We start from the raw sequence: 21,216 nt of genomic DNA, 5'->3' as shown, positions 1-21,216 counted from the left end.
ATTAGAACTTGGCTTCTGCATCCAGCTGCAGGGTGTTGGTGTTGGCGTCACGCTGGGTACGGCTGGCGTAGTCGGCCTTGGTCAGGAAGTACGTGGCACCGAGGGCGAAGTTCTTGTCGATGTCGTAGCTGACCTTCATCTTGTGACCGCGCGAACCGGTGGTTCCATTGGCGAAGTCCGAGTCGGTGAAGGCACCCACCACGGCATTACGCTGGATGTCGCGGTAGTTGTAGTCCAGGTTGAAGCCGAACACTTTCGACTTGGCACCGATCAGCCAGGCGGTGTCTTGGTCGGTCACGGCGTCGTTGTTTTTCACGTACTGGCCGTAGAACGCCAGCGGCACTGCCAGACCGCCGATGTCGGCTTGGGCAAAGCCTTCATACAGGCGGAACTGGTTGTCGGCCGAGTTACCGTTGACCGCCAGTGCGCAAGGCGTGGTGGTGGTTGTGCAACGGCTGTCCTTGTCGTTCTGGTAGGCGTAGACGCTGCCGCCCAGGGTCATTTTCAGGTTGTCGGTGACCGAGAAGCGTGTGCCCAACTGGCCAGAGGTCAGGCGCAGGTCGTGACGGAATTGCACGCCATCGCCGTCGACGTTGTCCTTGAGGTTGTAGTTACCGAGGCTGCCGAACAGCTCGGCGCTGCTGCCCAGCGGGTATTTGTAGGTCAGGGCCAGGCCTTCAGGGTTGATGTCGCTATCCCAGATGACGTCGCCCATGTTCACCCACGGTTGCAGCATCTTGCCGCCGATCACGTGCAGGTTCTTGATCTGGTCCGGGTGGTAGTCGATGTAGCCAAGGTCCAGCCAGATCGACTTCTTGTCGAAATAGTTGTCCTGGTCCTGGTTGGTCGAGCGCGCATCGTCGCTGCTGCCGGTGGCAATCCGGATACCGGTGTCGACTTGCGAGTTGATCTCGGTGTAGGCGCCCAGGCGGGCACGGATGCGCTGACGGTCCTTGTCGCGGCCGCCGTTGTTGGATTCGCCCTGGATTTTCACGGTTTCCTGACGGAAACGTACGTCACCCTTGAACTGAGTCTTGGCGGCCCAGGCCAGCTTCTGGTCGAAGCTGCTCAGCTCATTGGTTTTCTTCGCGGTGGCCGCGATCTGTTCGTTGGTCTCTTGTTGAGCTTGCCGTGCGATCTGCTGTTCTTTCTGGTCTTTGGCCAGCTCGCTTTGCAGTTCAGTGTACTGCGCCGCGGTGATCTGGCCGTTGGCCTTGAGCATGTCGAGCAATTTAGCGTCGACTGCAGCGCTGGCCGGAACGCTCAGGGCCAGTAACAGGCCGCCGCACAGGACCGCCGCAGTTTTAGTGGAAGCAAGACGCATATCAATCTCCGAAAGTGAGGAGGGATGGCAAACCATCCAGGACACAACCGACCGATGACGGACGGAAAAATAGCCGCCGGGTAGAACCAGGCGCTCTAAAAACAGGCGTTAGTATCACGATCGTTTATGACGGCGCAGTGGCGAAGTGATGTCATCTAGATGACAAATTTTTCACGTTCGGAACTATTGGTTTAGAGCCTTGTCGCGCGAAACGGGGGTGTGCCAGGGCCGGCAATCGGCGATACTCGCCAGGCTTTCACGCCCCGAACCAGTGAGGATGCCGATGCCGCTGCAACGCCTGGACAGCCTGTCCGAAATCGTCCCGCAAGCCTGGGATGCGCTGGTGCCGCAGGGGCAGCCGTTCGTGCGGCACGCGTTCCTGAGCGCCTTGGAAGACAGCGCCAGCCTGGGCCCGCAATCGGGCTGGCAGCCGGAGCATTTGCTGCACTGGGAGGGTGACCGGCTGGTGGCCGCACTGCCCAGTTACCGCAAATGGCATTCCTATGGGGAGTACGTGTTCGATCACGGTTGGGCCGATGCCTGTGAGCGCGCCGGCATCGACTACTACCCCAAGTTGCTGACAGCGGTGCCGTTCAGCCCGGTCAGCGGTCCACGTCTATTGGCCGCCAGCGCCGAAGACGGTTTTGAGCTGCTCAAGAGCCTGCCGGGTTACCTGGAGATCGAGGGGCTTTCCAGCGCCCATATAAACTTCACCGATGGCCTGGCCGATGCTGCACTGGCCCGGCAACCGGGCTGGTTGCAGCGCCTGGGCTGTCAGTATCACTGGCAGAACCGCGGCTACCGCGACTTCCAGGACTTTCTCGACGCCTTGAGCTCGCGCAAGCGCAAACAGATGCGCAAGGAGCGCGAGCAAGTGGCGGGGCAGGGGATCGATTTCGAGTGGTTGCAAGGCCATGAACTGAGCGAGGCGCAGTGGGATTTTGTCTACGCCTGCTACGCCAACACCTATGCCGTGCGCCGCCAATCGCCCTACCTGACTCGCGCGTTTTTCAGCCTGCTGGCCGAGCGCATGCCTGAAGCCATCCGCGTGGTACTGGCCAAGCAAGGCTCGCGCCCGGTAGCCATGGCCTTCAGCCTGCTCGGCGACGACAGCTTCTACGGCCGCTACTGGGGCTGCCTGGCAGAGTTTGACCGTCTGCACTTCGAAACCTGCTTCTACCAGGGCATGGACTACGCCATCGCCCACGGCCTGCAGCGTTTCGATGCGGGGGCACAGGGCGAGCACAAGTTGATCCGTGGGTTCGAGCCAGTGATCACGCGGTCGTGGCACTACCTGCGCCATCCGGGATTGAAGAATGCCGTGGAGGATTTCCTCGAACGCGAGCGCGTAGGGATCGTGGCGTATGCCGAGGAGGCGAGGGCAGCCTTGCCGTATCGGCAGGTATAAATCCCCCTGTAGGAGCGAGCTTGCTCGCGAAGAACGCCCAGACACCGCGTTAAACCAGGCTGCCCGCGTTATCGTTGACATTTTTCGCGAGCAAGCTCGCTCCTACAGGTGAGGCGTCAGCCCGCCGCCTCCTTGCCCAGCCATCGATAAGTGAACCCACCGATCACCGCGCCCAGGATCGGCGCAAGCCAGAACATCCACAATTGCTGGATCGCCCATCCGCCGACGATCAGTGCAGGGCCGGTGCTGCGGGCCGGGTTGACTGAGGTGTTGGTGACGGGAATGGAGATCAGGTGGATGAGTGTCAACGCCAAACCGATGGCTATCGGTGCAAGGCCTGGCGGGGCACGGCGGTCGGTGGCGCCGAGGATGATCAGCACGAACATTGCCGTCATCACCCACTCACAGACAAACCCCGCCGCCATTGAGTAACCGCCAGGCGAATGCTCGCCATAGCCGTTGGAGGCCAGGCCCGACGCCAGTTCGAACCCCGGCTTGCCGCTGGCAATGAAGTACAGCAACGCAGCGGCGAGCGTACCGCCGACTACCTGCGAGACAATGTAAGCCGGTAACTCCCGGGCTGGAAACCTTCCGCCCACCACCAGCCCCACCGATACTGCCGGGTTGAGGTGACAACCGCTGATATGCCCGATGGCGAACGCCATGGTCAGCACCGTGAGCCCGAAGGCCAGTGACACGCCCAACAACCCTATCCCGACTGCGGGGAACGCGGCGGCCAACACCGCACTCCCGCATCCGCCCAACACCAGCCAAAACGTACCTAACCCCTCTGTGACTGAACGCTTGAACAAAGACATGCAACCCGTCCTTGATAGATCGCTCTACCGGATCCGTAAATCAGTGATGCTCCCTGCAGATTTACTTCAGCGCCCGTCTGGGCACTGCACTGAGTACAGCACGGGTATGGCACAAATCCAGGGCTCTAAAGTGGGAGGGGGCTTGCCCCCTCCCACAGGCTGGGTTGTGTAAGGGTCAGTCGATACCGACGAAGCCGCCGGTCTGGTGCTGCCACAACCGCGCATACAACCCACCATGGGCCAGCAGTTCGGCATGGCTGCCGCTCTCGGCGATCTTGCCTTTCTCCAGCACCACCAGGCGGTCCATCCGCGCAATGGTCGACAAGCGGTGGGCAATCGCGATCACGGTCTTGCCTTGCATCAGGGTTTCCAGGCTTTCCTGGATCGCGGCTTCCACTTCCGAGTCCAGCGCTGAAGTGGCTTCGTCCATGATCAGGATCGGCGCGTCCTTGAGCAGTACGCGGGCGATGGCGATACGTTGACGCTGCCCGCCGGAGAGTTTCACTCCGCGCTCACCCACATGCGCATCCAGCCCGGTGCGGCCTTCGGAGTCCGACAGCAAGGGGATGAACTCATCCGCGCGCGCCTTGTGCACGGCGGCCCAGAGTTCTTCGTCGGTAGCGTCCGGTTTGCCGTACAGCAGGTTGTCGCGGATCGAGCGATGCAGCAGCGACGTGTCCTGGGTGATCATGCCGATCTGCTCGCGCAAGCTTTCCTGGGCGACGTCGGCGATGTTCTGGCCGTCGATCAGGATGCGCCCGCCTTGCAGGTCGTACAGGCGCAGCAGCAGGTTGACCAGGGTCGACTTGCCCGCACCGGACGGGCCGATCAGGCCGATCTTTTCACCGGCCTTGATCTCAAGGTTGAGGCCGCCAATAATCCCGCTCTTCTTGCCGTAATGGAAATCCACCTGCTCAAAACGCACTTGGCCACGGGGCACGCTCAGGCGCGGGGCGTTATCGCGGTCGATCACCGCCAGCGGCTGGGCGATGGTCTTCAGGCCATCCTGCACCTGGCCGATGTTTTCGAAAATGCCGTTGACCACCCACATGATCCAGCCGGACATGTTGACGATACGGATTACCAGGCCTGTAGCCAGGGCAATCGCGCCAACGGAAATCATCGATTGCGTCCACAACCACAGCGCCAGGCCGGTGGTGGTCACGATCAGCAGGCCGTTCATGGTGGTGATCACGATGTCCATGCTGGTGACCACGCGGCTGGCCAACTGGGTTTTTTCGGTCTGCTCGACGATCGCTTCCTTGGCGTACTCCTGCTCATAGCGGGTATGGGCGAACAGCTTCAAGGTGGTGATGTTGGTGTAGCCGTCGACGATGCGGCCCATCAATTTGGAGCGCGCCTCGGAGGAAATCACCGAGCGCTCCTTCACCCTAGGTACAAAGTAGCGCAGCGCCAGGCTGTAGCAGAGGATCCAGGTCACCAGCGGGATCATCAGGCGCCAGTCGGCCTCGGCAAACAGCACCAGGGAACTGATGGCGTAGATCGCCACGTGCCAGATCGCATCCACCGCGGCCACGGCGGAGTCGCGCAGCGAGTTGCCGGTTTGCATGATGCGCTGGGCAATACGTCCGGCGAAGTCGTTCTGGAAGAAATTCAGGCTCTGCTTGAGCACGTAGCTGTGGTTCTGCCAGCGGATCAGGCTGGTCATGCCGGGGCTGATGGTCTGGTGCACCAGCAGGTCATGCAGGGCGCCGAAGATGGGGCGCAGCAGCAGGGCGACCACGGCCATCCAGATCAGCTCGGTGCTGTGAACCTGAAAGAAGTTGGCCGGTGGCGTGCCCTGGGCCAGGTCGATGATGCGACTCAGGTAGCTGAACAGCGCCACTTCGATCAGCGCACCGATCAGACCCACCACCAGCAAGGCAGCAAAATGCGGCCAAACCTGGCGCAGGTAGTACAGGTAGAAAGGCAGGACTTTATCAGGCGGGGCGGCGCTCGGGGCGTCGCGGAAGATGTCGATCAGTTGTTCAAAGCGACGATAGAGCATTCAGTTTGACGCCCGCCGTGCGGGCTCTCCTTTTACAAATGCGCGCGCGGCCTTGTGGGCTGCGCACGGAGCTGCCTGCCAGGCATCAGTCGATGCGCTTGGCCGACTTGATCAGGACAGGATCGATTGGCACGTTCTGCATGCCCTGCTTGGTGGTGGTCTGGGAGTTGACGATGATGTCGACCACATCCATGCCCTTGACCACTTTGGCGAACACGGCGTAACCGGCATCGCGGCCCGGGTCGAGGAACGCATTGTCGGCGACGTTGATGAAGAATTGGCTGGTGGCCGAATTCGGGTCATTGGTGCGCGCCATGGACAAGGTGCCACGCACGTTATGCAGGCCGTTGCTGGCTTCGTTCTTGATTGGCGCGTCGGTCGGCTTCTGCGCCATCTGCGCGGTGAACCCGCCGCCCTGGACCATGAAGCCCGGAATTACACGGTGGAAAATCGTGTTGGTGTAGAAGCCCTTGTCGACGTAGGCCAGGAAGTTCTTGGTGCTGATTGGCGCCTTGACCGGATCCAGTTCGATCTCGATGTCGCCGTTGGTGGTGGTGATCAATACGTGGGGCGCCTTGGCGGGCTCGGCGGCCATCAGGTTGGCGGCGAACAGAACAGAACCGGCAAAGAAGGCGATTTTTTTCAGCATGGGTCAGTGATCCTGGTTAGTGGTTTCGACTGTCTTTAGAAAATCGAGCAAGGTTGCGTTAAAGACTTCGGGTTGGTCCAAGGGCGTGGCATGGCGGGAATCTTCTATCACCACCAGTCGCGCATCGGGCAGCAGTTTTACATAGTTTTGTTTCTGCGCCACAGGGGTGTAGTCGTGGTCGGCGCTGATGACCAGGGTTGGACAGGTGATCCGCGAAAGTCGTTCCTGCACGCCCCAGCCCACAATCGCATCGAAGCTGGCGAGATAAGCACGTTTGTCGTTCTTTGCCCAGCGTTCGGCCATCTTGCGGCGCAGCTCGGCCTGGTGCGGTTTGGGGAAGAGCCGCTCGCCCAACGCCTTGCCGATCGTGGACAGGCTCAGCAAGCGTGCCAGGCTCCAGCGCTTGGCCCACTGCCAGTAATCATCGGCACTGCGCACCTTGACCTCGGGGGCGCTGTTGACGATGCACAGGCTTTTGACCAGCGCGGGTTCGTCCACGGCCAGTTGGAAAGCGATCATGCCGCCCATGGACAAGCCCACCACGTGGGCCGGTGGCAGGCCCAGGTGCTCGAACAAGGCGATCAGGTCATAGGTGAAACCCTGGATGCTGTAGCGTTCGCGCGGTTTGTCCGAGCGGCCGTGACCGCGCACGTCCACCACGACCAGGCGGTAATGCCGGGCCAGTACTGGAATCTGCAGTTCCCAATCCTGACTGCTGGAGCCCAGGCCGTGGATCAGCACCAGCGGCGCGCCGTGGCCATATTCCTCGTAGTGCAGGCTGCATCCTTCATGGTCGAACCAGGCCATGGGCGAACTCCGTTTCAGGCTTGCCGGGGGGCGGCGAAAGGCGCGTCCAGCGGTGCGGTATCAAAGGTGCGCAGCAGTTCCACGAGGATCTGCGTGGCAGGCCCCAGGGGTTTGTCCTTGTTTGAATACAGGTAGAACGTGGGGTGGCGGCTGCCGCCCTGTTCCAGGGGCAGTTGCTTGAGCACGCCCTCGGCGAGTTCGCGCTCGATCATGTGCCGGGGCAACCAGGCAAAGCCCAGGCCGCTGCCGACAAAGGCGGCGGCGGTGGCCAGGCTGCCGACGGTCCAGCGCTGCTCGGCGCCGAGCCAGCCCACGTCGCGGGGTTGCTGGCGGCCGGAGTCGCGGATCACCACCTGCATCTGGCTTTCCAGGTCCTGGAAGCTCAACTCGCGGTTCATGCGGTGCAGTGCATGCTCCGGGTGGGCCACGGCGACAAACTCCACATCGCTCATTTCCGTACCGAGGTAGCCGGGTATGCTGAACCCGCAGATCGCCAGGTCGGCCACGCCTTCCATCAGCAACTCTTCTACGCCCGACAACACCTCTTCACGCAGGCGCACGCGGCAGCCACGGCTTTGCGGCATGAATGCGGTGAGGGCGCGAACCAGACGCGCATTGGGGTAAGCCGCATCCACCACCAGGCGCACCTCGGCTTCCCAGCCCTGTTCCATATGGTGGGCAAGGTCTTCCAGCTGGCTGGCGTTTTTCACCAGTTGCCGGGAGCGACGCAACAGCACTTCACCGGCGTCGGTGAGTACCGCCTTGCGTCCGTCGATGCGCAGCAGCGGTACGCCAAGCTGGTCTTGCATGCGGGCCACGGTGTAGCTGACCGAGGACTGCGAACGGTGCAGCGCTTCGGCCGCCTGGGCGAAGCCGCCATGGTCGACCACGGCCTGCAGCGTGCGCCATTGATCGAGGGTAACGCGGGGCGCTTTCAAGATGGGCTCCTCTTGTCCTAAGCTGGCTGTCCATATTGGAGACTGCCGAATGAGAAAATTCTGTTGTGTGTTGCTGGCGCTGCTGCCGATGAGCGTGTTTGCCTACCCCATCGACGTGACCAAGACGATCGACGGTGTGAGCATCGATTACACCGCCTCCGACGTGGACGGCGATATCAGCTCGATCCAACTCAATAACTACGGCACCCACGATGCCGTGTGCTCGGTGACCTTCACCAACGGCCCGGAATCCCCACGTCGCCGTACGGTCACGGTGCCGGCGGGCAAAAGCACCAACACCACGGTCAAGTTCAACCGCGCGATTATCAAGATGCGTATTGCCTTGGCCTGCACGCCGAAATAACCCGAGAGCGGAGCATGCTCTGCCTATAAACAAATTTATAGATGGGTTATAGCAGTTTTTTGCGCTTTTTAATCGAATTGGCTCTGTTTAATCTTCACTCCATCGACTTACAGCAATTACAGATGGAGCCTACAACGCCATGTCCAACGTTCTGATCATCGAAAGCAGCGCCCGCCAGCAGGATTCAATTTCCCGCCAACTGACCCAGCAGTTCATCAGCCAATGGCAGGCCGCGCACCCGGCGGATCAGATCACCGTACGTGACGTGGCCCTCAACCCGGTCCCGCACCTGGATGCCAACCTGCTCGGCGGCTGGATGAAACCGGCGGATCAACGCAATGGCAACGAACAGGCCTCCCTGGATCGCTCCAACGCATTGACCGACGAACTGCTCGCCGCCGACGTCCTGGTGATGGCCGCGCCGATGTACAACTTCGCTATCCCCAGCACCCTCAAAGCCTGGCTGGACCACGTGTTGCGTGCGGGTGTGACCTTCAAGTACACCGCCACCGGCCCTCAGGGTCTGCTGACCGGCAAGCGCGCCATCGTGCTGACTGCTCGCGGCGGCATCCACACCGGTGCCAGCTCCGATCACCAGGAACCGTACCTGCGTCAGGTCATGGCCTTCATCGGGATTCACGACGTCACCTTCATTCACGCAGAAGGGGTGAACCTGAGCGGGGACTTCCAGGAAAAGGGCATCAACCACGCCAAGGCGCTGCTGGCCCAGGTGGCTTGATCCTTTAATCGTCACATAATCGCGCGGTGTTTATATCGCTTCACGCCAACCCTTCAAGTACGCGTAACGAACCTCCCTTTGCACTATTGCTCCTGAGTGCTACCGCCCGACTGACGCTATAGCGAGGTCGGGTTTTTTTTGCCCCGAGTTTCTTCAACCGCCGAAAACCTTTAATGTCCCGCCCATTCGAAACGAGGCGCGCATGGGCTATTTACTGGTTGTCACCCTGATTCAGGCATTTTCCTTCAGCTTGATCGGCGAATACCTCGCCGGTCACGTCGACAGCTACTTCGCCGTGCTGGTACGTGTGCTGCTGGCCGGCCTGGTCTTCATCCCGCTGACCCGCTGGCGTTCGGTGGAACCGGCCTTCATGCGCGGCATGCTGGTGATCGGCGCACTGCAGTTCGGCGTGACCTACGTGTGCCTGTACCTGAGCTTTCGCGTGCTCACTGTGCCGGAAGTGTTGCTGTTCACCATTCTCACGCCGCTGCACGTGACCCTTATCGAGGACGCCCTCAACCGTCGCTTCAACCCCTGGGCGTTGGTCGCCGCACTGGTGGCGGTAGCGGGCGCCGCGGTGATTCGCTTCGACCAGATCACCCCGCATTTCCTTGGTGGCTTCCTGCTGCTGCAACTGGCCAACTTCACCTACGCTGCCGGGCAAGTGATGTACAAGCACCTGGTGGCGCGTTACCCGAGCAATCTGCCGCACTACCGGCGCTTCGGTTACTTCTACCTCGGCGCGTTGCTGGTGGTGTTGCCGGCGTTCCTGCTGTTCGGCAAAGCCAACTTTCTGCCGGAGGCGCCGCTGCAATGGGGCGTGCTGGTGTTCCTGGGCCTGGTCAGTACGGCGCTGGGCATGTATTGGTGGAATAAAGGCGCCTGCCTGGTGCAGGGCGGCACCCTGGCGGTGATGAACAACCTGCATGTGCCGGTGGGGCTGCTGTTGAATTTGCTGATCTGGAACCAGCATGAACCGCTGGGGCGGTTGGCGTTGGGTGGGCTGGTGATTCTGGGGGCGGTGTGGATCAGTCGGTTGGGGGGGCGCAAACAGCCGATACTGCGCTGACCCCCCTTGTGGGAGCGGGCTTGCTCGCGAATGCGGTGTGTCAGTCACCAGATGCATCAACTGACAAAAAGCTTTCGCGAGCAAGCCCGCTCCCACACAAGCCCGCTCCCACAGGGGGACTAGTGTCAGGCAGATTTGTTTTCCTGCGTTGGCAAATGACTGGCGCCGAGCAAGGCCGGTAGCATCCCAGTACGCAAGTCATTACCACTCGGCTGCTGATACAAACTCAAGCCAAACTCCGGCAACACCGCCAGCAGGTAATCAAAGATATCCCCCTGGATGCGCTCGTAATCCGCCCACGCCGTGGTGCGGGTAAAGCAGTAGATCTCCAGCGGCACGCCCTGGGCAGTGGTCTGCATCTGGCGCACCATGCAGGTCATGTTCGGCTGGATGTCCGGGTGGCTTTTCAGGTAGGCCAGGGCATAGGCGCGGAAGGTACCGAGGTTGGTCATGCGGCGGCGATTGGCCGACAGTTGCGCGCTGTGGCCCTGTGCTTCGTTCCAGGCCTTGAGTTCGGCCTGTTTGCGCCCGATGTAGTCGGTGAGCAGGTGCACCTGGGTCATGCGCAGTTCTTCGTCGTCGCGCAGGAAGCGCACGCCGCTGGCGTCGATGAACAGGCTGCGCTTGATGCGGCGCCCGCCGGAGGCCTGCATGCCGCGCCAGTTCTTGAACGACTCGGACATCAGGCGCCAGGTGGGGATGGAGACGATGGTCTTGTCGAAGTTCTGCACTTTGACCGTGTGCAGGGTGATGTCCACTACGTCGCCGTCAGCGCCGACCTGGGGCATTTCGATCCAGTCGCCGACCCGCAGCATGTCGTTGCTGGTCAACTGCACGCTGGCGACGAACGACAGCAGCGTGTCCTTGTACACCAACAGGATCACCGCCGACATCGCACCCAGGCCCGACAGCAGCAACAGCGGCGAGCGGTCGATCAGGGTGGCAACGATGATGATCGCGCCAAACACGAACAGCACCATCTTCGCCAACTGCACGTAGCCCTTGATCGAACGGGTGCGCGCGTGTTCGGTGCGGGCGTAGATGTCCAGCAAGGCGTTGAGCAGGGCGCTGATGGCCAGCACCAGGAACAGGATGCTCAATGCCAGGGCCACGTTACCGATGAACAGGATGGCGGTCTTGCTCAGGTCCGGCACCAGGTACAGGCCGAACTGGATCACCAGTGACGGTGTCATCTGGGCCAGGCGATGGAAGACTTTGTTGTGCCGCAGGTCGTTGAGCCAGTGCAGGGACGGTTGCCGGCCAAGCAGTTTGACCGCGTGGAGGATGAGGTAGCGCGCCAGTCGTCCGAGCACCAGGGCCACCACCAGCAACACCAGCAAGCCGAGGCTGGCGTGCAGCAGCGGGTGTTCATCGAGGGCGCCCCAGAGGTCCTGGGCGTTGAGCCAGAGCTGTTTGATATCCATGGGTGAAACCGATTCTTCTGTGGGACAAGACGGGGCGATTAGAGCATTTAAGTGCAACAAAGTTGACGTCATGGACAAATGTCCTGACAAAAAAGCGGCCGATTAGCACCGTTCGCGTAAAGAAACTCGGTTTGGGCGCCCGAAACCGGTAACCTATGCAGCTGATTTTTGTATTTCTTCGAGGTAGCACCCGTGTTTTCCCAATTCGCCCTGCACGAACGCCTGCTCAAAGCCGTGGCCGAGCTTAAATTTGTCGAGCCTACGCCTGTGCAAGCAGCGGCCATCCCGCTCGCGCTCGAAGGGCGTGACCTGCGGGTGACAGCTCAAACCGGGAGTGGCAAGACCGCCGCTTTCGTCCTGCCTGTACTGAACCGCCTGATCGGCCCGGCCAAAGTGCGTGTCAGCATCAAGACCCTGATCCTGCTGCCGACCCGCGAGCTGGCCCAGCAGACGTTGAAGGAAGTGGAGCGCTTCTCCCAATTCACCTTCATCAAGTCCGGCATCATCACCGGCGGTGAAGACTTCAAGGTCCAGGCCGCCATGCTGCGCAAGGTGCCGGATATCCTGATCGGCACCCCGGGCCGCATGATCGAGCAACTCAACGCCGGCAACCTCGACCTCAAGGAAGTCGAAGTGCTGGTGCTGGACGAAGCCGACCGCATGCTCGACATGGGTTTTGCCGACGACGTGCAGCGCCTGGTGGGCGAATGCGTCAACCGCCAGCAGACCATGCTGTTCTCCGCCACCACCGGCGGTTCCACCCTGCGCGAGATGGTCGCCAAGGTGCTGAACAACCCCGAGCACCTGCAGGTCAACAACGTCAGCGACCTGAACGCGACCACGCGCCAGCAGATCGTCACCGCCGACCACAACGTGCACAAAGAGCAGATACTCAACTGGCTGCTGGCCAACGAGACCTATCAGAAAGCCATTGTGTTCACCAACACCCGCGCTGCCGCCGACCGCATCTACGGCCGGCTGGTGGCCCAGGAATACAAGGCGTTCGTGCTGCACGGCGAGAAAGACCAGAAGGACCGCAAGCTGGCCATCGACCGCCTCAAGGCCGGCGGCGTGAAAATTCTGGTGGCCACTGACGTTGCCGCGCGCGGCCTGGACGTGGACGGCCTGGACCTGGTGATCAACTTCGACATGCCCCGCAGCGGCGACGAATATGTGCACCGTATCGGCCGTACCGGGCGTGCCGGCAACGATGGCCTGGCCATCTCGCTGATCTGCCACGGCGACTGGAACCTGATGTCGAGCATCGAGCGCTACCTCAAGCAGTCGTTCGAGCGTCGTACCATCAAGGAAGTCAAAGGCACCTACACCGGGCCGAAGAAGGTCAAGGCATCGGGCAAGGCCGTTGGTGTGAAGAAGAAAAAGACCGACGCCAAGGGCGACAAGAAGAAAACCGGCGCCAAGTCGCCGACCAAGCGCAAGATCGCCAACCGGCCGAAGACCGACAACCTGTCGCTCGTCAGCAAGGACGGCATGGCACCGCTCAAGCGCCGCAAGCCGGAAGCCCCGGCTGCCGAGTAAGGCTTGGGTGATGTGAAAAAACCGGACGATTGTCCGGTTTTTTTATGCCCTCAGGTTCTTCGTCAGGTGGACGGAACGGTGCGTAATGGTGCCTGTCCACCGTTTGACAGGCTATTTTCCACCCGCCTGCAGGAGGAATCAGGATGACGACTTACAACTGGGATCTGATCGAACGTCTGCTGCACGAAGTGCAGAACGGCGAGGGCAGCTTCGCCCCGCGCAAATACGCCGAGCAGGAAGCGGCCGAGAAGGCCACGGCGGGTGAGTCCACCGGCAATCTGGACGTGCTGAAAAAGACTGCTGCCGATTATGAGGCGCTGTTGTTCAAGCGCGGTTTCATAGCGTCGCGTCCTGAAGACGAGGGTGGCAACGGTGAAAATTTCATCCTGACCCCGCTCGGCGCACAGTTGCTGGCGCTGATCGACAGTTCGATCCCCGGCAATGATCACCCGCGTCAGGTGCTGGACGAGCAGGCAGATGCGCTGGACCCGGCGACCTTTGCCGAGGTGGCCTCCAAGGCGCAGATCGCCTGATACCCATCGCGCCCCGGCACTGTCGCAAAGCCGGGGCGAAACTGTCAGATCGGTAATCTGCCGCTAAGCTGGCTGACAGCCGGCCCTGCCTACTCTGCTGCCATTCAACTCATGGAATTGAATCGGCATGCACCCCACAACCACCCGACGAACCTTCGTCAAAGGCCTGGCCGCCTGCAGTTTGCTGAGCGGGCTCGGGCTTTGGCGCAGCCCGGTCTGGGCCCTCACCGGCCTCGGCCAGCCCACCGTGCTGGCAGGCACCGAATTTGATCTGTTCATCGATCAGACGCCGGTCAACCTCACCGGTCGCAACCGCACCGCGCTGACCATCAACGGCAGCCTGCCTGGCCCCTTGCTACGGTGGCGCGAAGGCGACACGGTCACCGTGCGCGTGAAGAACCGCCTGGCCGAGCCGACGTCGATCCACTGGCACGGCATTCTGCTGCCGTCGACCATGGACGGCGTGCCCGGACTGAGTTTCCAGGGCATCGAGCCGGGTGGGGTGTTTGTCTACCAGTTCACGCTCAAGCAGCACGGTACCTACTGGTACCACAGCCATTCCGGGTTCCAGGAACAGCAAGGCGTGTATGGTCCGCTGGTGATCGATCCCAGGGAGCCCGAGCCCTTCACCTACCAACGTGACTACGTGGTGATGCTGTCGGACTGGACCGATGAAGACCCGGTCGCGCTGATGAAAACCCTCAAGAAACAGTCCGACTACTACAACCTGCACAAACCGACCGTGGGCGATTTTGTGCGGGATGTGGGCAAGCAGGGCTGGTCGGCCACTGCCGCCGACCGTCTGATGTGGGCACAGATGAAGATGAACCCCACCGACCTTGCCGACGTCAGCGGCGAGACCTACACCTACCTGCTCAACGGCCAGCCGCCCGAGCATAACTGGACCGGCCTGTTCCGTGCGGGCGAGACCCTGCGCCTGCGCTTCATCAACGGCTCGGCGATGAGCTATTTCGATGTGCGCATCCCGGGGCTGAAAATGACGGTGATCGCGGCCGATGGCCAGCCGCTGCAGCCGGTGAGTGTCGATGAGTTCCGCATTGCCGTGGCGGAGACCTTCGATGTGCTGGTCGAACCTACTGCAGCCGCCTATACCCTGTTTGCGCAGTCGATGGACCGCAGCGGCTACGCCCGCGGCACGCTGGCCCTTCAAGCTGGAGCAATCGCACCGGTGCCGGCGCTGGACCCGCGCCCCTGGATCACCATGGACGACATGGGCATGGGCGGCATGGATCACGGCGCCATGGCGGATATGCCGGGCATGGATCACAGCGCCATGTCGATGCAGGCCCATCCGGCCAGCGAGCAACACAACCCGCTGGTGGATATGCAGGCCATGAGCCCGGTGCCCAAGCTCGATGACCCTGGCATCGGCCTGCGCAACAATGGCCGCCGTGTGCTCACCTATGCCGACCTGCGCAGCACTTTCGAGGACCCCGACGGCCGCGACCCCAGCCGCACGATTGAACTGCACCTCACCGGGCACATGGAGAAGTTCGCCTGGTCGTTCAATGGCGTGAAGTTCTCCGATGCCGAACCCTTGCAGCTCACGTATGGCGAGCGGGTCCGGCTGGTGCTGGTCAACGACACCATGATGAGTCATCCCATTCACCTGCATGGCTTGTGGAGTGATCTGGAGGATGAGAACGGCCAGTTCCAGGTGCGCAAGCACACCATCGACATGCCGCCGGGCTCGCGCCGCAGCTACCGCGTAACCGCCGATGCGCTGGGGCGCTGGGCCTATCACTGCCACCTGCTGTACCACATGGAAATGGGCATGTTCCGTGAGGTGCGCGTGCATGAATAAGGACGCAAACATGAGCCATCGTGTTTTATTGACCTTCTTCGGGCTGGCGCTCGCTCCGCTGGCGCAGGCCGACGAGTTCCAGGGCATGAGCCCGGCGACACCGGCCCTTACCGAAAGTCGCACTCCGATTCCTGCGCTGACCGATGCTGATCGCGCGGCGGTGTACAACGCCCCCGGTGGGCACAGGGTTCACGATAGTGGCATCAATTCTTTGCTGCTGATCAACCAGTTGGAATGGCAGGACGGTGACGGTGCAGGCGCGCTGAACTGGGATATCAAAGGCTGGGTCGGCGGCGATATCGACCGCCTGTGGCTACGCAGCGAAGGCGAGCGCAGTGCCGGTCGCACTGAAAGCGCCGAAGTCCAGGCCCTGTGGGGGCATGCCATCAGCCCGTGGTGGGACCTGGTGGGCGGCGTGCGCCAGGACTTCAAGCCAGGCGACGGCCAGACCTGGGCGGCGTTCGGCGCCCAGGGCATGGCGCTGTACAACTTCGAAGCCGAAGCCACGTTGTTTGTCGGTGAGGCGGGTCGTACCGCTGCTCGCCTGGAAGGCGACTACGACATCCTGCTGACCAACCGGCTGATCCTGCAGCCCACCGCTGAACTCAACTTCTATGGACGCAACGACCCACAGCGCGGCATCGGCTCGGGCCTGTCGGATAGTGAGCTGGGTTTGAGGCTGCGTTATGAAGTGCGCCGTGAGTTTGCGCCCTACATGGGCGTCAGCTGGAACCGCAGCTACGGCCAGACTGCGCAATACGCCCGGGATGAAGGCGAGGACACCAGCCAATGGCGCTGGGTCGTCGGTGTGCGCCTGTGGTTCTGATGGTTTCCCCCTCTCTATGATTCACTCGCCGCCATGAGCGGCCTGGAGCCTTGCATGTCATTGTTGAAAACCACTGTGCTGTGCGCCGGACTGATCAGCAGCCTGGCGGTATCGGCTCATCCGAAGCTGCTGTCGTCCACACCATCGGATGGGGCCAAGGGGGCGCCGCCGGCCGTGATCGAACTGCGCTTCTCGGAAAACCTGCTGACGCAGTTTTCCGGTGCCAAACTGACCATGACTGACATGCCCGGCATGTCCCACTCGCCGATGCCGGTGAAGGCCAGTGTCGCGGCCAGTACCGATCCCAAGGTGATGCTGATCAAGCCGGCGTCCGCGCTGACGGCGGGTACTTACCGGGTGGATTGGCGCGCGGTGTCGTCCGATACGCACCCGATCCTGGGTAATGTGATGTTCAGCGTCCAGCCATGAGCGAAGTGGTTCCGATACTCCTGCGTTTTGCGCTTTATCTGGACTTGATGCTGGTGTTCGGCCTGGGTTTGTTTGGCCTTTATGGCGACCGCCGCCTTTGGAAGTTGCAGCCGCTGTTGCGACTGATGGCGTGCCTGGGTGTGCTGCTTTCGGTCGCGTCGTTGCTGTCCATGACCCAGGCCATGAGCGGCGCCGAAGATTGGCAAACGCTGTGGCCGCACCTGCAGATGATGCTCGGGCAGACCGAGCTGGGTGGGACCTGGGGCCTGCGAGTGGTGGCCTTGATGCTGGTTGTGCTCAGTACCCGGCTGGCACCGCTGTTCGGCGCGCTTGCGCTGGTCACGCTGGCGTGGGCGGGCCACGGTGTGATGCACGAGGGGGCGCTGGGGCTGTGGCATGTTCTCAGTGACAGTGCGCACCTGCTGGCGGCGGGGGGATGGGTCGGCGCACTCGCTGCGTTCGGGTTAGCGCTGAGACGCAGGTCTTTGCCGGCGCTCCATAGGTTGGCGCATGCGCTGGCAGGTTTCGGGCGGATGGGCGCGGTATTCGTGGCAGTGCTGATTGGCACGGGCGTGGCGAATTATCTGTTCGTGGTCGGGCCGAACCTCGATGGCATCAACGGTGGCACCTATGCGGTCCTGTTGTGTTTCAAGTTGGGCCTGTTCGGTTTGATGCTGGGGCTGGCGGCGCTCAATCGTTCGCACTTCACGCCGTTGCTGCAACGCGCCCTGGCGGCGGGCGACATTACCGTGGCAAGCAGAGCACTGCGCCGCAGCATTGCGCTGGAGTCTGCCGCAGTGGTGTTGATCCTGGCGCTGGTGGCCTGGCTGGGGACGTTGGCGCCCGGTTAGGACTGCGCGCTCTTCAAGCATTTGAGTGCCTGGAAGTCGCTGCGCACCTTGTCGATTTTCTGGGTGAGTTTCTGCCGTTGTTGCAGCGTACTTTCGGCCATCACATCGACAATCAGGCTGCGCGCCGCCGCTTCTGTCTGGGCATAAGCTGCTCTGTACTCCGGGGTCCACAGGCTTTCACGGTCCACCAGCAACTGCTGGACCTTCTGCGGGAAATCGGCACTGCGGCGTTGTTGCACGGCGTCGATAAATTGCGCCTGCCAGCGGACGCGATTGCCGATCCATTCCTGGTTCTGCTCGCCCAGGGCGATGGACCACGCGGTCACGCGGTTCTGCTGGCTGACGCTGAGCGGGCCGATCCAGGCGTCCAGGCGCTTGCTCATGCGCTCGGCGCGTTCCTTGATCTGCTGAGCCAGGGGCGGCTTGAGGTAGTCGTCCTGGCGTTTGCGCAGGTCCTTGGCCAGCGCGTCGTTCATGTCCTTGACCTGCTGATCATCCAGGCCCTGCAGCAGTTGGATGGCGGACGGGGTGATCTCGCGGGCGATTTCGTCGATGGCCTGCTTGGCCTCGACGGTACGGGCCTGCAAGGCGGCGTCGGTGACCTGGTTGTCGTCGGCCATCCGCTGCAGGCGGTCCAGCCAATCCAGGTAACCCGGCAATTGCGTGGTGCAGTGCCAGGCCAGGTGCTGCTTGAGGGTGTCGTTGAACCAGCTCTTCTGCCCGGCGTTCATGTCCAGGTAGTCGTTGAGGGTCCAGGGTATGATCACGTCCAGATTGCGGTAGGCCAGGCCCACGCGATTGCAGCCGGCGAGCACGAGGCTCAGGGTCAGCAATAGCACCAGTAGTTTGAGCCGACGCAGCATGGGCGGGTCCTTCGCGAAGTGGGTTATCACATGTGAACCCGCGCAGGGTGCGACAGTTCAGCCCATCAATAGAACGACCGTGCGGCCTTTAGCGTCAACAGACCATCGCATTGCGAATTGTGTCCGGAATAGGCCGAGCAATCCCCGCCGCTGAGGCTGGAGTCGCTGTAGATCAGGTTCAGGTCAACCCCCATCCATTCCCGGGAGAATTGCACCGACCAGTCGCTGAAGCTGCGGATGGAACCGCCTTCCACCGACACCGGGGTGCCCAACTGATGAGTGGTGTATTTCATGCTGACGCCAATACCAAACGGTTGTGTGCCACCAAGGTCGGCGAACAGGGTGCTGTCCTGGCGGTCCGGGTCGTTGCTGAAGGATGCGCCGAAGCGGTTGCCCAACAGGTTCAGACCGCCGTAGAACTCCTGGCTGTCGAGGGGGCTGAGCTTGGGGTAGCTGTAGTGGATCAGGCCCACTTCGTAGCCCAGGGTCTGGTCGAAGGGATGTTTGAAACCCATGTACGAATCGACTTCGAGGTTGCTGGACGAAGACAAGCCCATGTTCGGTGAGAACTGACCGAAATACAGGCCACTGTCGTGGCTCAGGTCCAGCCCGCCATGGAACGAGTCGCTGCCGGGGGAGGTGGGTTTGACCAGGCCCTGGGCCATGCTGCGGCTGGGCGTGGTGCCCAATTTCAGGTCGAAGTCGCCCAATTCGCGCTGGAAGATCTGCGCTTCGGCGAGAGGGCTGGCAACCAGGGCAAAGACCAGGAAGATGCAGGGTTTGAACATGCTTCACTCCATGAAAAGCGAGGAGCAGTGACGGAGAAAATCGGGCAGATGCCCGTGCTAGACGTGTGCAAGCATACCGGCGAATGCCAGGCGCTGAGGCCCGTTCGTCGATTAGAGGTATAGAAGGGGTATTTCGGGCTCTAGTCCTAGCGCCTTGAGAGTCAAGACGCTTAGGGACCAGGGGGGTTGCGCGGTATTACTTTTTACCCAGGCTGATCTGCTTGGACGGGCCGAAAGTCTGGCCGCTTACGCCCTTGGCAATTTGCTGGATTTCGCCGCCGGACTTGAGGAACGCCGCAATCTGGCTGTTGATCGACTCGCTGGTTTCAACGGCGGGAGCTGGCTTTGCTTTGCTGTTGGATGCTTTTACGCGCATGGCGGCCACTAACCTGTAGAAAATTAACTTGGCCAGGCATCGTACAGGAAATACTTGACAATTGCTTGGTAAATATCCCCTGAGAATAAGTGCGGCGGCCGGAAATCGCCGAAGTTCATCTTATCAATAAGCCCCTAACTTACTGTTTTAACTCGAAACCATGGGGGCGGGTGGCGCTTGCCAACCATGGAAAATTCAGCCGATCGATCGGACGAGCGGGGCACTGCCATTGGAAGGCCACGCCAGCCCGCGATTTTTCAGGCGCGCGCGCGTGGCGAGCGCAACTCGGGTAGAATGCCGCCCACGTAATGAGGGTATTGGACATGGCTTTAGTCGGGCGCTACAACAGCTTGCAAGTGGTTAAACACACTAACTTTGGTTTGTACCTGGACGGTGCGCAAGATGGCGAAATCCTCCTGCCCAATCGGTATATTCCCAAAGATATTCCCAGTGAAGATGAAGACTGGCTTAATGTTTTCATTTATCTGGACAGCGATGACAAACTTATCGCCACCACTGAAAAACCCAAAGTTCAAGTCGGCGAATTCGCCAGTTTGAAAGTGGTGGAAGTCAACAGTATTGGCGTGTTCCTCGACTGGGGTTTGCCCAAGGATCTGCTGCTGCCGTATTCGGAAGAAAAGCGCCAGTTGACCGCCGGTGAATACTGCGTGGTGCATGTCTATCTCGACAAGCACACCAAGCGCATCACCGCCACCGCGCGCCTGGATCGCTACCTGGACAAGACACCGGCCAACTACCAGGTGGGCCAGGAAGTCGACCTGCTGGTGGCCGAAGCCACGGACATGGGCTTCAAGGCGATCATCAACAACAAGCACTGGGGCCTGATCCACAAGAACGAAGTGTTCAAGTTCCTGCGCCCGGGTAAGGAAGAAAAGGGCTTTATCAAAGAGATCCGCGCCGACGGCAACATCAGCCTGAGCCTGCAACCGGTCGGCCAGGAAGCGGCCTCCAGCCTGAACTCGAAGATCCTCGCCAAGTTGCGTGAAAACAACGGCACCTTGCCGGTCAGTGACAAGAGCGACCCTGCGGTGATCAGCAACTTGTTCGGCGTGAGCAAGGGCAACTTCAAGAAGGCCATCGGTGCGCTGTATAAGCAGGGCCAGATTGTGATTCATGCGGATCGTATTGAACTAAGCTGAGTGCGTTTTGCTCTTCTGTAGGCGCCCATTGGCGTCTACAGAGGTCGCCTCAATGAATAAGAAAACGCTGTTCGCCTACCTTGGCACGTTGCTCGCCTTCCTGATTCTGGACGGCCTCTGGCTCGGCGTCATCATGGGGCCCACCTATAAGTCCCTGCTGGGTCCACTGATGCTGGATCAACCACGCCTCTTGCCTGCAACGCTGTTTTATCTCCTTTATGTGCTCGGTTGCGTCGTGTTCGTGGTCTTGCCAAGTGCAAGCTGGCAACGCGCCGCGCGCCTGGGCGCCTTGCTTGGCCTGGTCGCCTACGGCACCTATGACCTGAGTAACTGGGCCACGCTGCAAGGCTGGTCCGCGCAATTGGCGATCATGGACATGGCTTGGGGGACGTTCCTGACCGCCGCATGCTGCACAGTGGGTTACCTGTGTGCACAACGAGTGCGCCGCTGATTGTGTACAGGATGTATGTGCACCGTT

Annotated in this window: 22 protein-coding genes; 12 read left to right on the top strand and 10 right to left on the bottom strand. The window is 61.1% G+C overall.

Going from position 1 to position 21,216, the window contains the following annotated elements; genetic code table 11:
* Position 1: 1 nt before the first annotated feature.
* The gene (locus tag BLR69_RS13270; RefSeq protein ID WP_028617432.1) at positions 2–1,324 is read right to left on the bottom strand and encodes a putative porin; all 1,323 of its coding nucleotides are present in this window, start codon (positions 1,322–1,324) and stop codon (positions 2–4) included.
* A gap of 283 nt (positions 1,325–1,607) precedes the next feature.
* Between BLR69_RS13270 and BLR69_RS13265 the strand changes: the two genes are divergently transcribed.
* Positions 1,608–2,732, top strand: coding sequence for a GNAT family N-acetyltransferase (locus BLR69_RS13265; RefSeq protein WP_071493824.1), 1,125 nt, complete (start codon positions 1,608–1,610; stop codon positions 2,730–2,732).
* 116 nt (positions 2,733–2,848) lie between these two features.
* On the opposite strand, the gene aqpZ is transcribed toward BLR69_RS13265, so the two are convergent.
* From aqpZ to BLR69_RS13240, 5 genes are all read right to left on the bottom strand, one after another.
* Positions 2,849–3,550, bottom strand: a complete 702-nt coding sequence (gene aqpZ, locus BLR69_RS13260) for an aquaporin Z (protein ID WP_071493823.1) — start codon at positions 3,548–3,550, stop codon at positions 2,849–2,851.
* 175 nt (positions 3,551–3,725) lie between these two features.
* Positions 3,726–5,558, bottom strand: a complete 1,833-nt coding sequence (locus tag BLR69_RS13255; RefSeq protein ID WP_071493822.1) for an ABC transporter ATP-binding protein — start codon at positions 5,556–5,558, stop codon at positions 3,726–3,728.
* Between the two features lie 85 nt (positions 5,559–5,643).
* Positions 5,644–6,207, bottom strand: coding sequence for a peptidylprolyl isomerase (locus tag BLR69_RS13250; protein ID WP_058425362.1), 564 nt, complete (start codon positions 6,205–6,207; stop codon positions 5,644–5,646).
* Between the two features lie 3 nt (positions 6,208–6,210).
* A complete protein-coding gene (locus tag BLR69_RS13245) occupies positions 6,211–7,014 on the bottom strand; it encodes an alpha/beta fold hydrolase (protein ID WP_071493821.1) in 804 nt (267 codons plus the stop codon).
* A gap of 14 nt (positions 7,015–7,028) precedes the next feature.
* Positions 7,029–7,952 (bottom strand): LysR family transcriptional regulator, encoded by a 924-nt coding sequence (locus BLR69_RS13240; protein ID WP_058425360.1) that lies wholly within the window; start codon positions 7,950–7,952, stop codon positions 7,029–7,031.
* Between the two features lie 49 nt (positions 7,953–8,001).
* On the opposite strand from BLR69_RS13240, the gene BLR69_RS13235 reads away from it, so the two are divergent.
* The 3 genes from BLR69_RS13235 to BLR69_RS13225 all read left to right on the top strand — a co-directional run bounded on the left by BLR69_RS13235 (position 8,002) and on the right by BLR69_RS13225 (position 10,124).
* A complete protein-coding gene (locus BLR69_RS13235) occupies positions 8,002–8,316 on the top strand; it encodes a 3-phosphoglycerate kinase (protein ID WP_071493820.1) in 315 nt (104 codons plus the stop codon).
* A 139-nt stretch (positions 8,317–8,455) separates the two neighbouring features.
* Positions 8,456–9,055, top strand: coding sequence for an FMN-dependent NADH-azoreductase (locus tag BLR69_RS13230; protein WP_071493819.1), 600 nt, complete (start codon positions 8,456–8,458; stop codon positions 9,053–9,055).
* Between the two features lie 202 nt (positions 9,056–9,257).
* Positions 9,258–10,124, top strand: coding sequence for a carboxylate/amino acid/amine transporter (locus BLR69_RS13225; protein WP_071493818.1), 867 nt, complete (start codon positions 9,258–9,260; stop codon positions 10,122–10,124).
* 125 nt (positions 10,125–10,249) lie between these two features.
* Here the strand turns inward: BLR69_RS13225 and BLR69_RS13220 are convergent, their stop codons facing one another.
* Positions 10,250–11,548 (bottom strand): mechanosensitive ion channel family protein, encoded by a 1,299-nt coding sequence (locus BLR69_RS13220; RefSeq protein ID WP_071493817.1) that lies wholly within the window; start codon positions 11,546–11,548, stop codon positions 10,250–10,252.
* A 192-nt stretch (positions 11,549–11,740) separates the two neighbouring features.
* Between BLR69_RS13220 and BLR69_RS13215 the strand changes: the two genes are divergently transcribed.
* The 6 genes from BLR69_RS13215 (at position 11,741) to copD (ending at position 17,551) form a co-directional block, all read left to right on the top strand.
* Positions 11,741–13,087: a DEAD/DEAH box helicase gene (locus BLR69_RS13215; protein WP_025855790.1), complete on the top strand. Its 1,347-nt coding sequence runs from the start codon at positions 11,741–11,743 to the stop codon at positions 13,085–13,087.
* A gap of 143 nt (positions 13,088–13,230) precedes the next feature.
* Complete coding sequence (locus BLR69_RS13210; protein ID WP_071493816.1) at positions 13,231–13,620, top strand: transcriptional regulator; 390 nt, start codon at positions 13,231–13,233, stop codon at positions 13,618–13,620.
* Positions 13,621–13,747: 127 nt separating this feature from the next.
* Positions 13,748–15,445, top strand: coding sequence for a copper resistance system multicopper oxidase (locus BLR69_RS13205; protein WP_071493815.1), 1,698 nt, complete (start codon positions 13,748–13,750; stop codon positions 15,443–15,445).
* A gap of 10 nt (positions 15,446–15,455) precedes the next feature.
* A complete protein-coding gene (locus tag BLR69_RS13200; protein WP_071493814.1) occupies positions 15,456–16,271 on the top strand; it encodes a copper resistance protein B in 816 nt (271 codons plus the stop codon).
* Between the two features lie 54 nt (positions 16,272–16,325).
* Positions 16,326–16,700: a copper homeostasis periplasmic binding protein CopC gene (gene copC / locus BLR69_RS13195; RefSeq protein WP_071493813.1), complete on the top strand. Its 375-nt coding sequence runs from the start codon at positions 16,326–16,328 to the stop codon at positions 16,698–16,700.
* Positions 16,697–17,551 carry a copper homeostasis membrane protein CopD gene (copD, locus tag BLR69_RS13190; protein ID WP_071493812.1) on the top strand — a complete coding sequence of 285 codons (855 nt, stop codon included), beginning with the start codon at positions 16,697–16,699 and terminating at the stop codon, positions 17,549–17,551. The genes copC and copD overlap by 4 nt, the downstream gene beginning before the upstream one ends.
* Here copD and BLR69_RS13185 read toward each other — a convergent pair.
* From BLR69_RS13185 to BLR69_RS13175, 3 genes are all read right to left on the bottom strand, one after another.
* Entirely contained in the window at positions 17,548–18,414 is an 867-nt protein-coding gene (locus tag BLR69_RS13185; protein WP_071493811.1) for a DUF6279 family lipoprotein, read from the bottom strand. The two genes, copD and BLR69_RS13185, sit on opposite strands and share 4 nt — an antisense overlap.
* Before the next feature lie 65 nt (positions 18,415–18,479).
* Entirely contained in the window at positions 18,480–19,202 is a 723-nt protein-coding gene (locus BLR69_RS13180; protein ID WP_058425349.1) for a TorF family putative porin, read from the bottom strand.
* A gap of 196 nt (positions 19,203–19,398) precedes the next feature.
* Positions 19,399–19,578, bottom strand: coding sequence for a hypothetical protein (locus tag BLR69_RS13175; protein WP_003193095.1), 180 nt, complete (start codon positions 19,576–19,578; stop codon positions 19,399–19,401).
* Between the two features lie 323 nt (positions 19,579–19,901).
* Between BLR69_RS13175 and BLR69_RS13170 the strand changes: the two genes are divergently transcribed.
* Together BLR69_RS13170 and BLR69_RS13165 are read left to right on the top strand one after the other, a co-directional pair.
* Positions 19,902–20,738 (top strand): CvfB family protein, encoded by an 837-nt coding sequence (locus tag BLR69_RS13170; protein WP_017134857.1) that lies wholly within the window; start codon positions 19,902–19,904, stop codon positions 20,736–20,738.
* A 52-nt stretch (positions 20,739–20,790) separates the two neighbouring features.
* Positions 20,791–21,189 (top strand): DUF2177 family protein, encoded by a 399-nt coding sequence (locus tag BLR69_RS13165; RefSeq protein WP_071493810.1) that lies wholly within the window; start codon positions 20,791–20,793, stop codon positions 21,187–21,189.
* Positions 21,190–21,216: the final 27 nt, after the last annotated feature.

It is taken from the genome of Pseudomonas azotoformans (assembly GCF_900103345.1).
GTDB classification, from domain to species: Bacteria; Pseudomonadota; Gammaproteobacteria; order Pseudomonadales; family Pseudomonadaceae; genus Aquipseudomonas; species Aquipseudomonas azotoformans.
The sequence above is the reverse complement of the archived record's forward strand: the minus strand, read 5'-3'. Positions and strand labels throughout refer to the sequence as shown.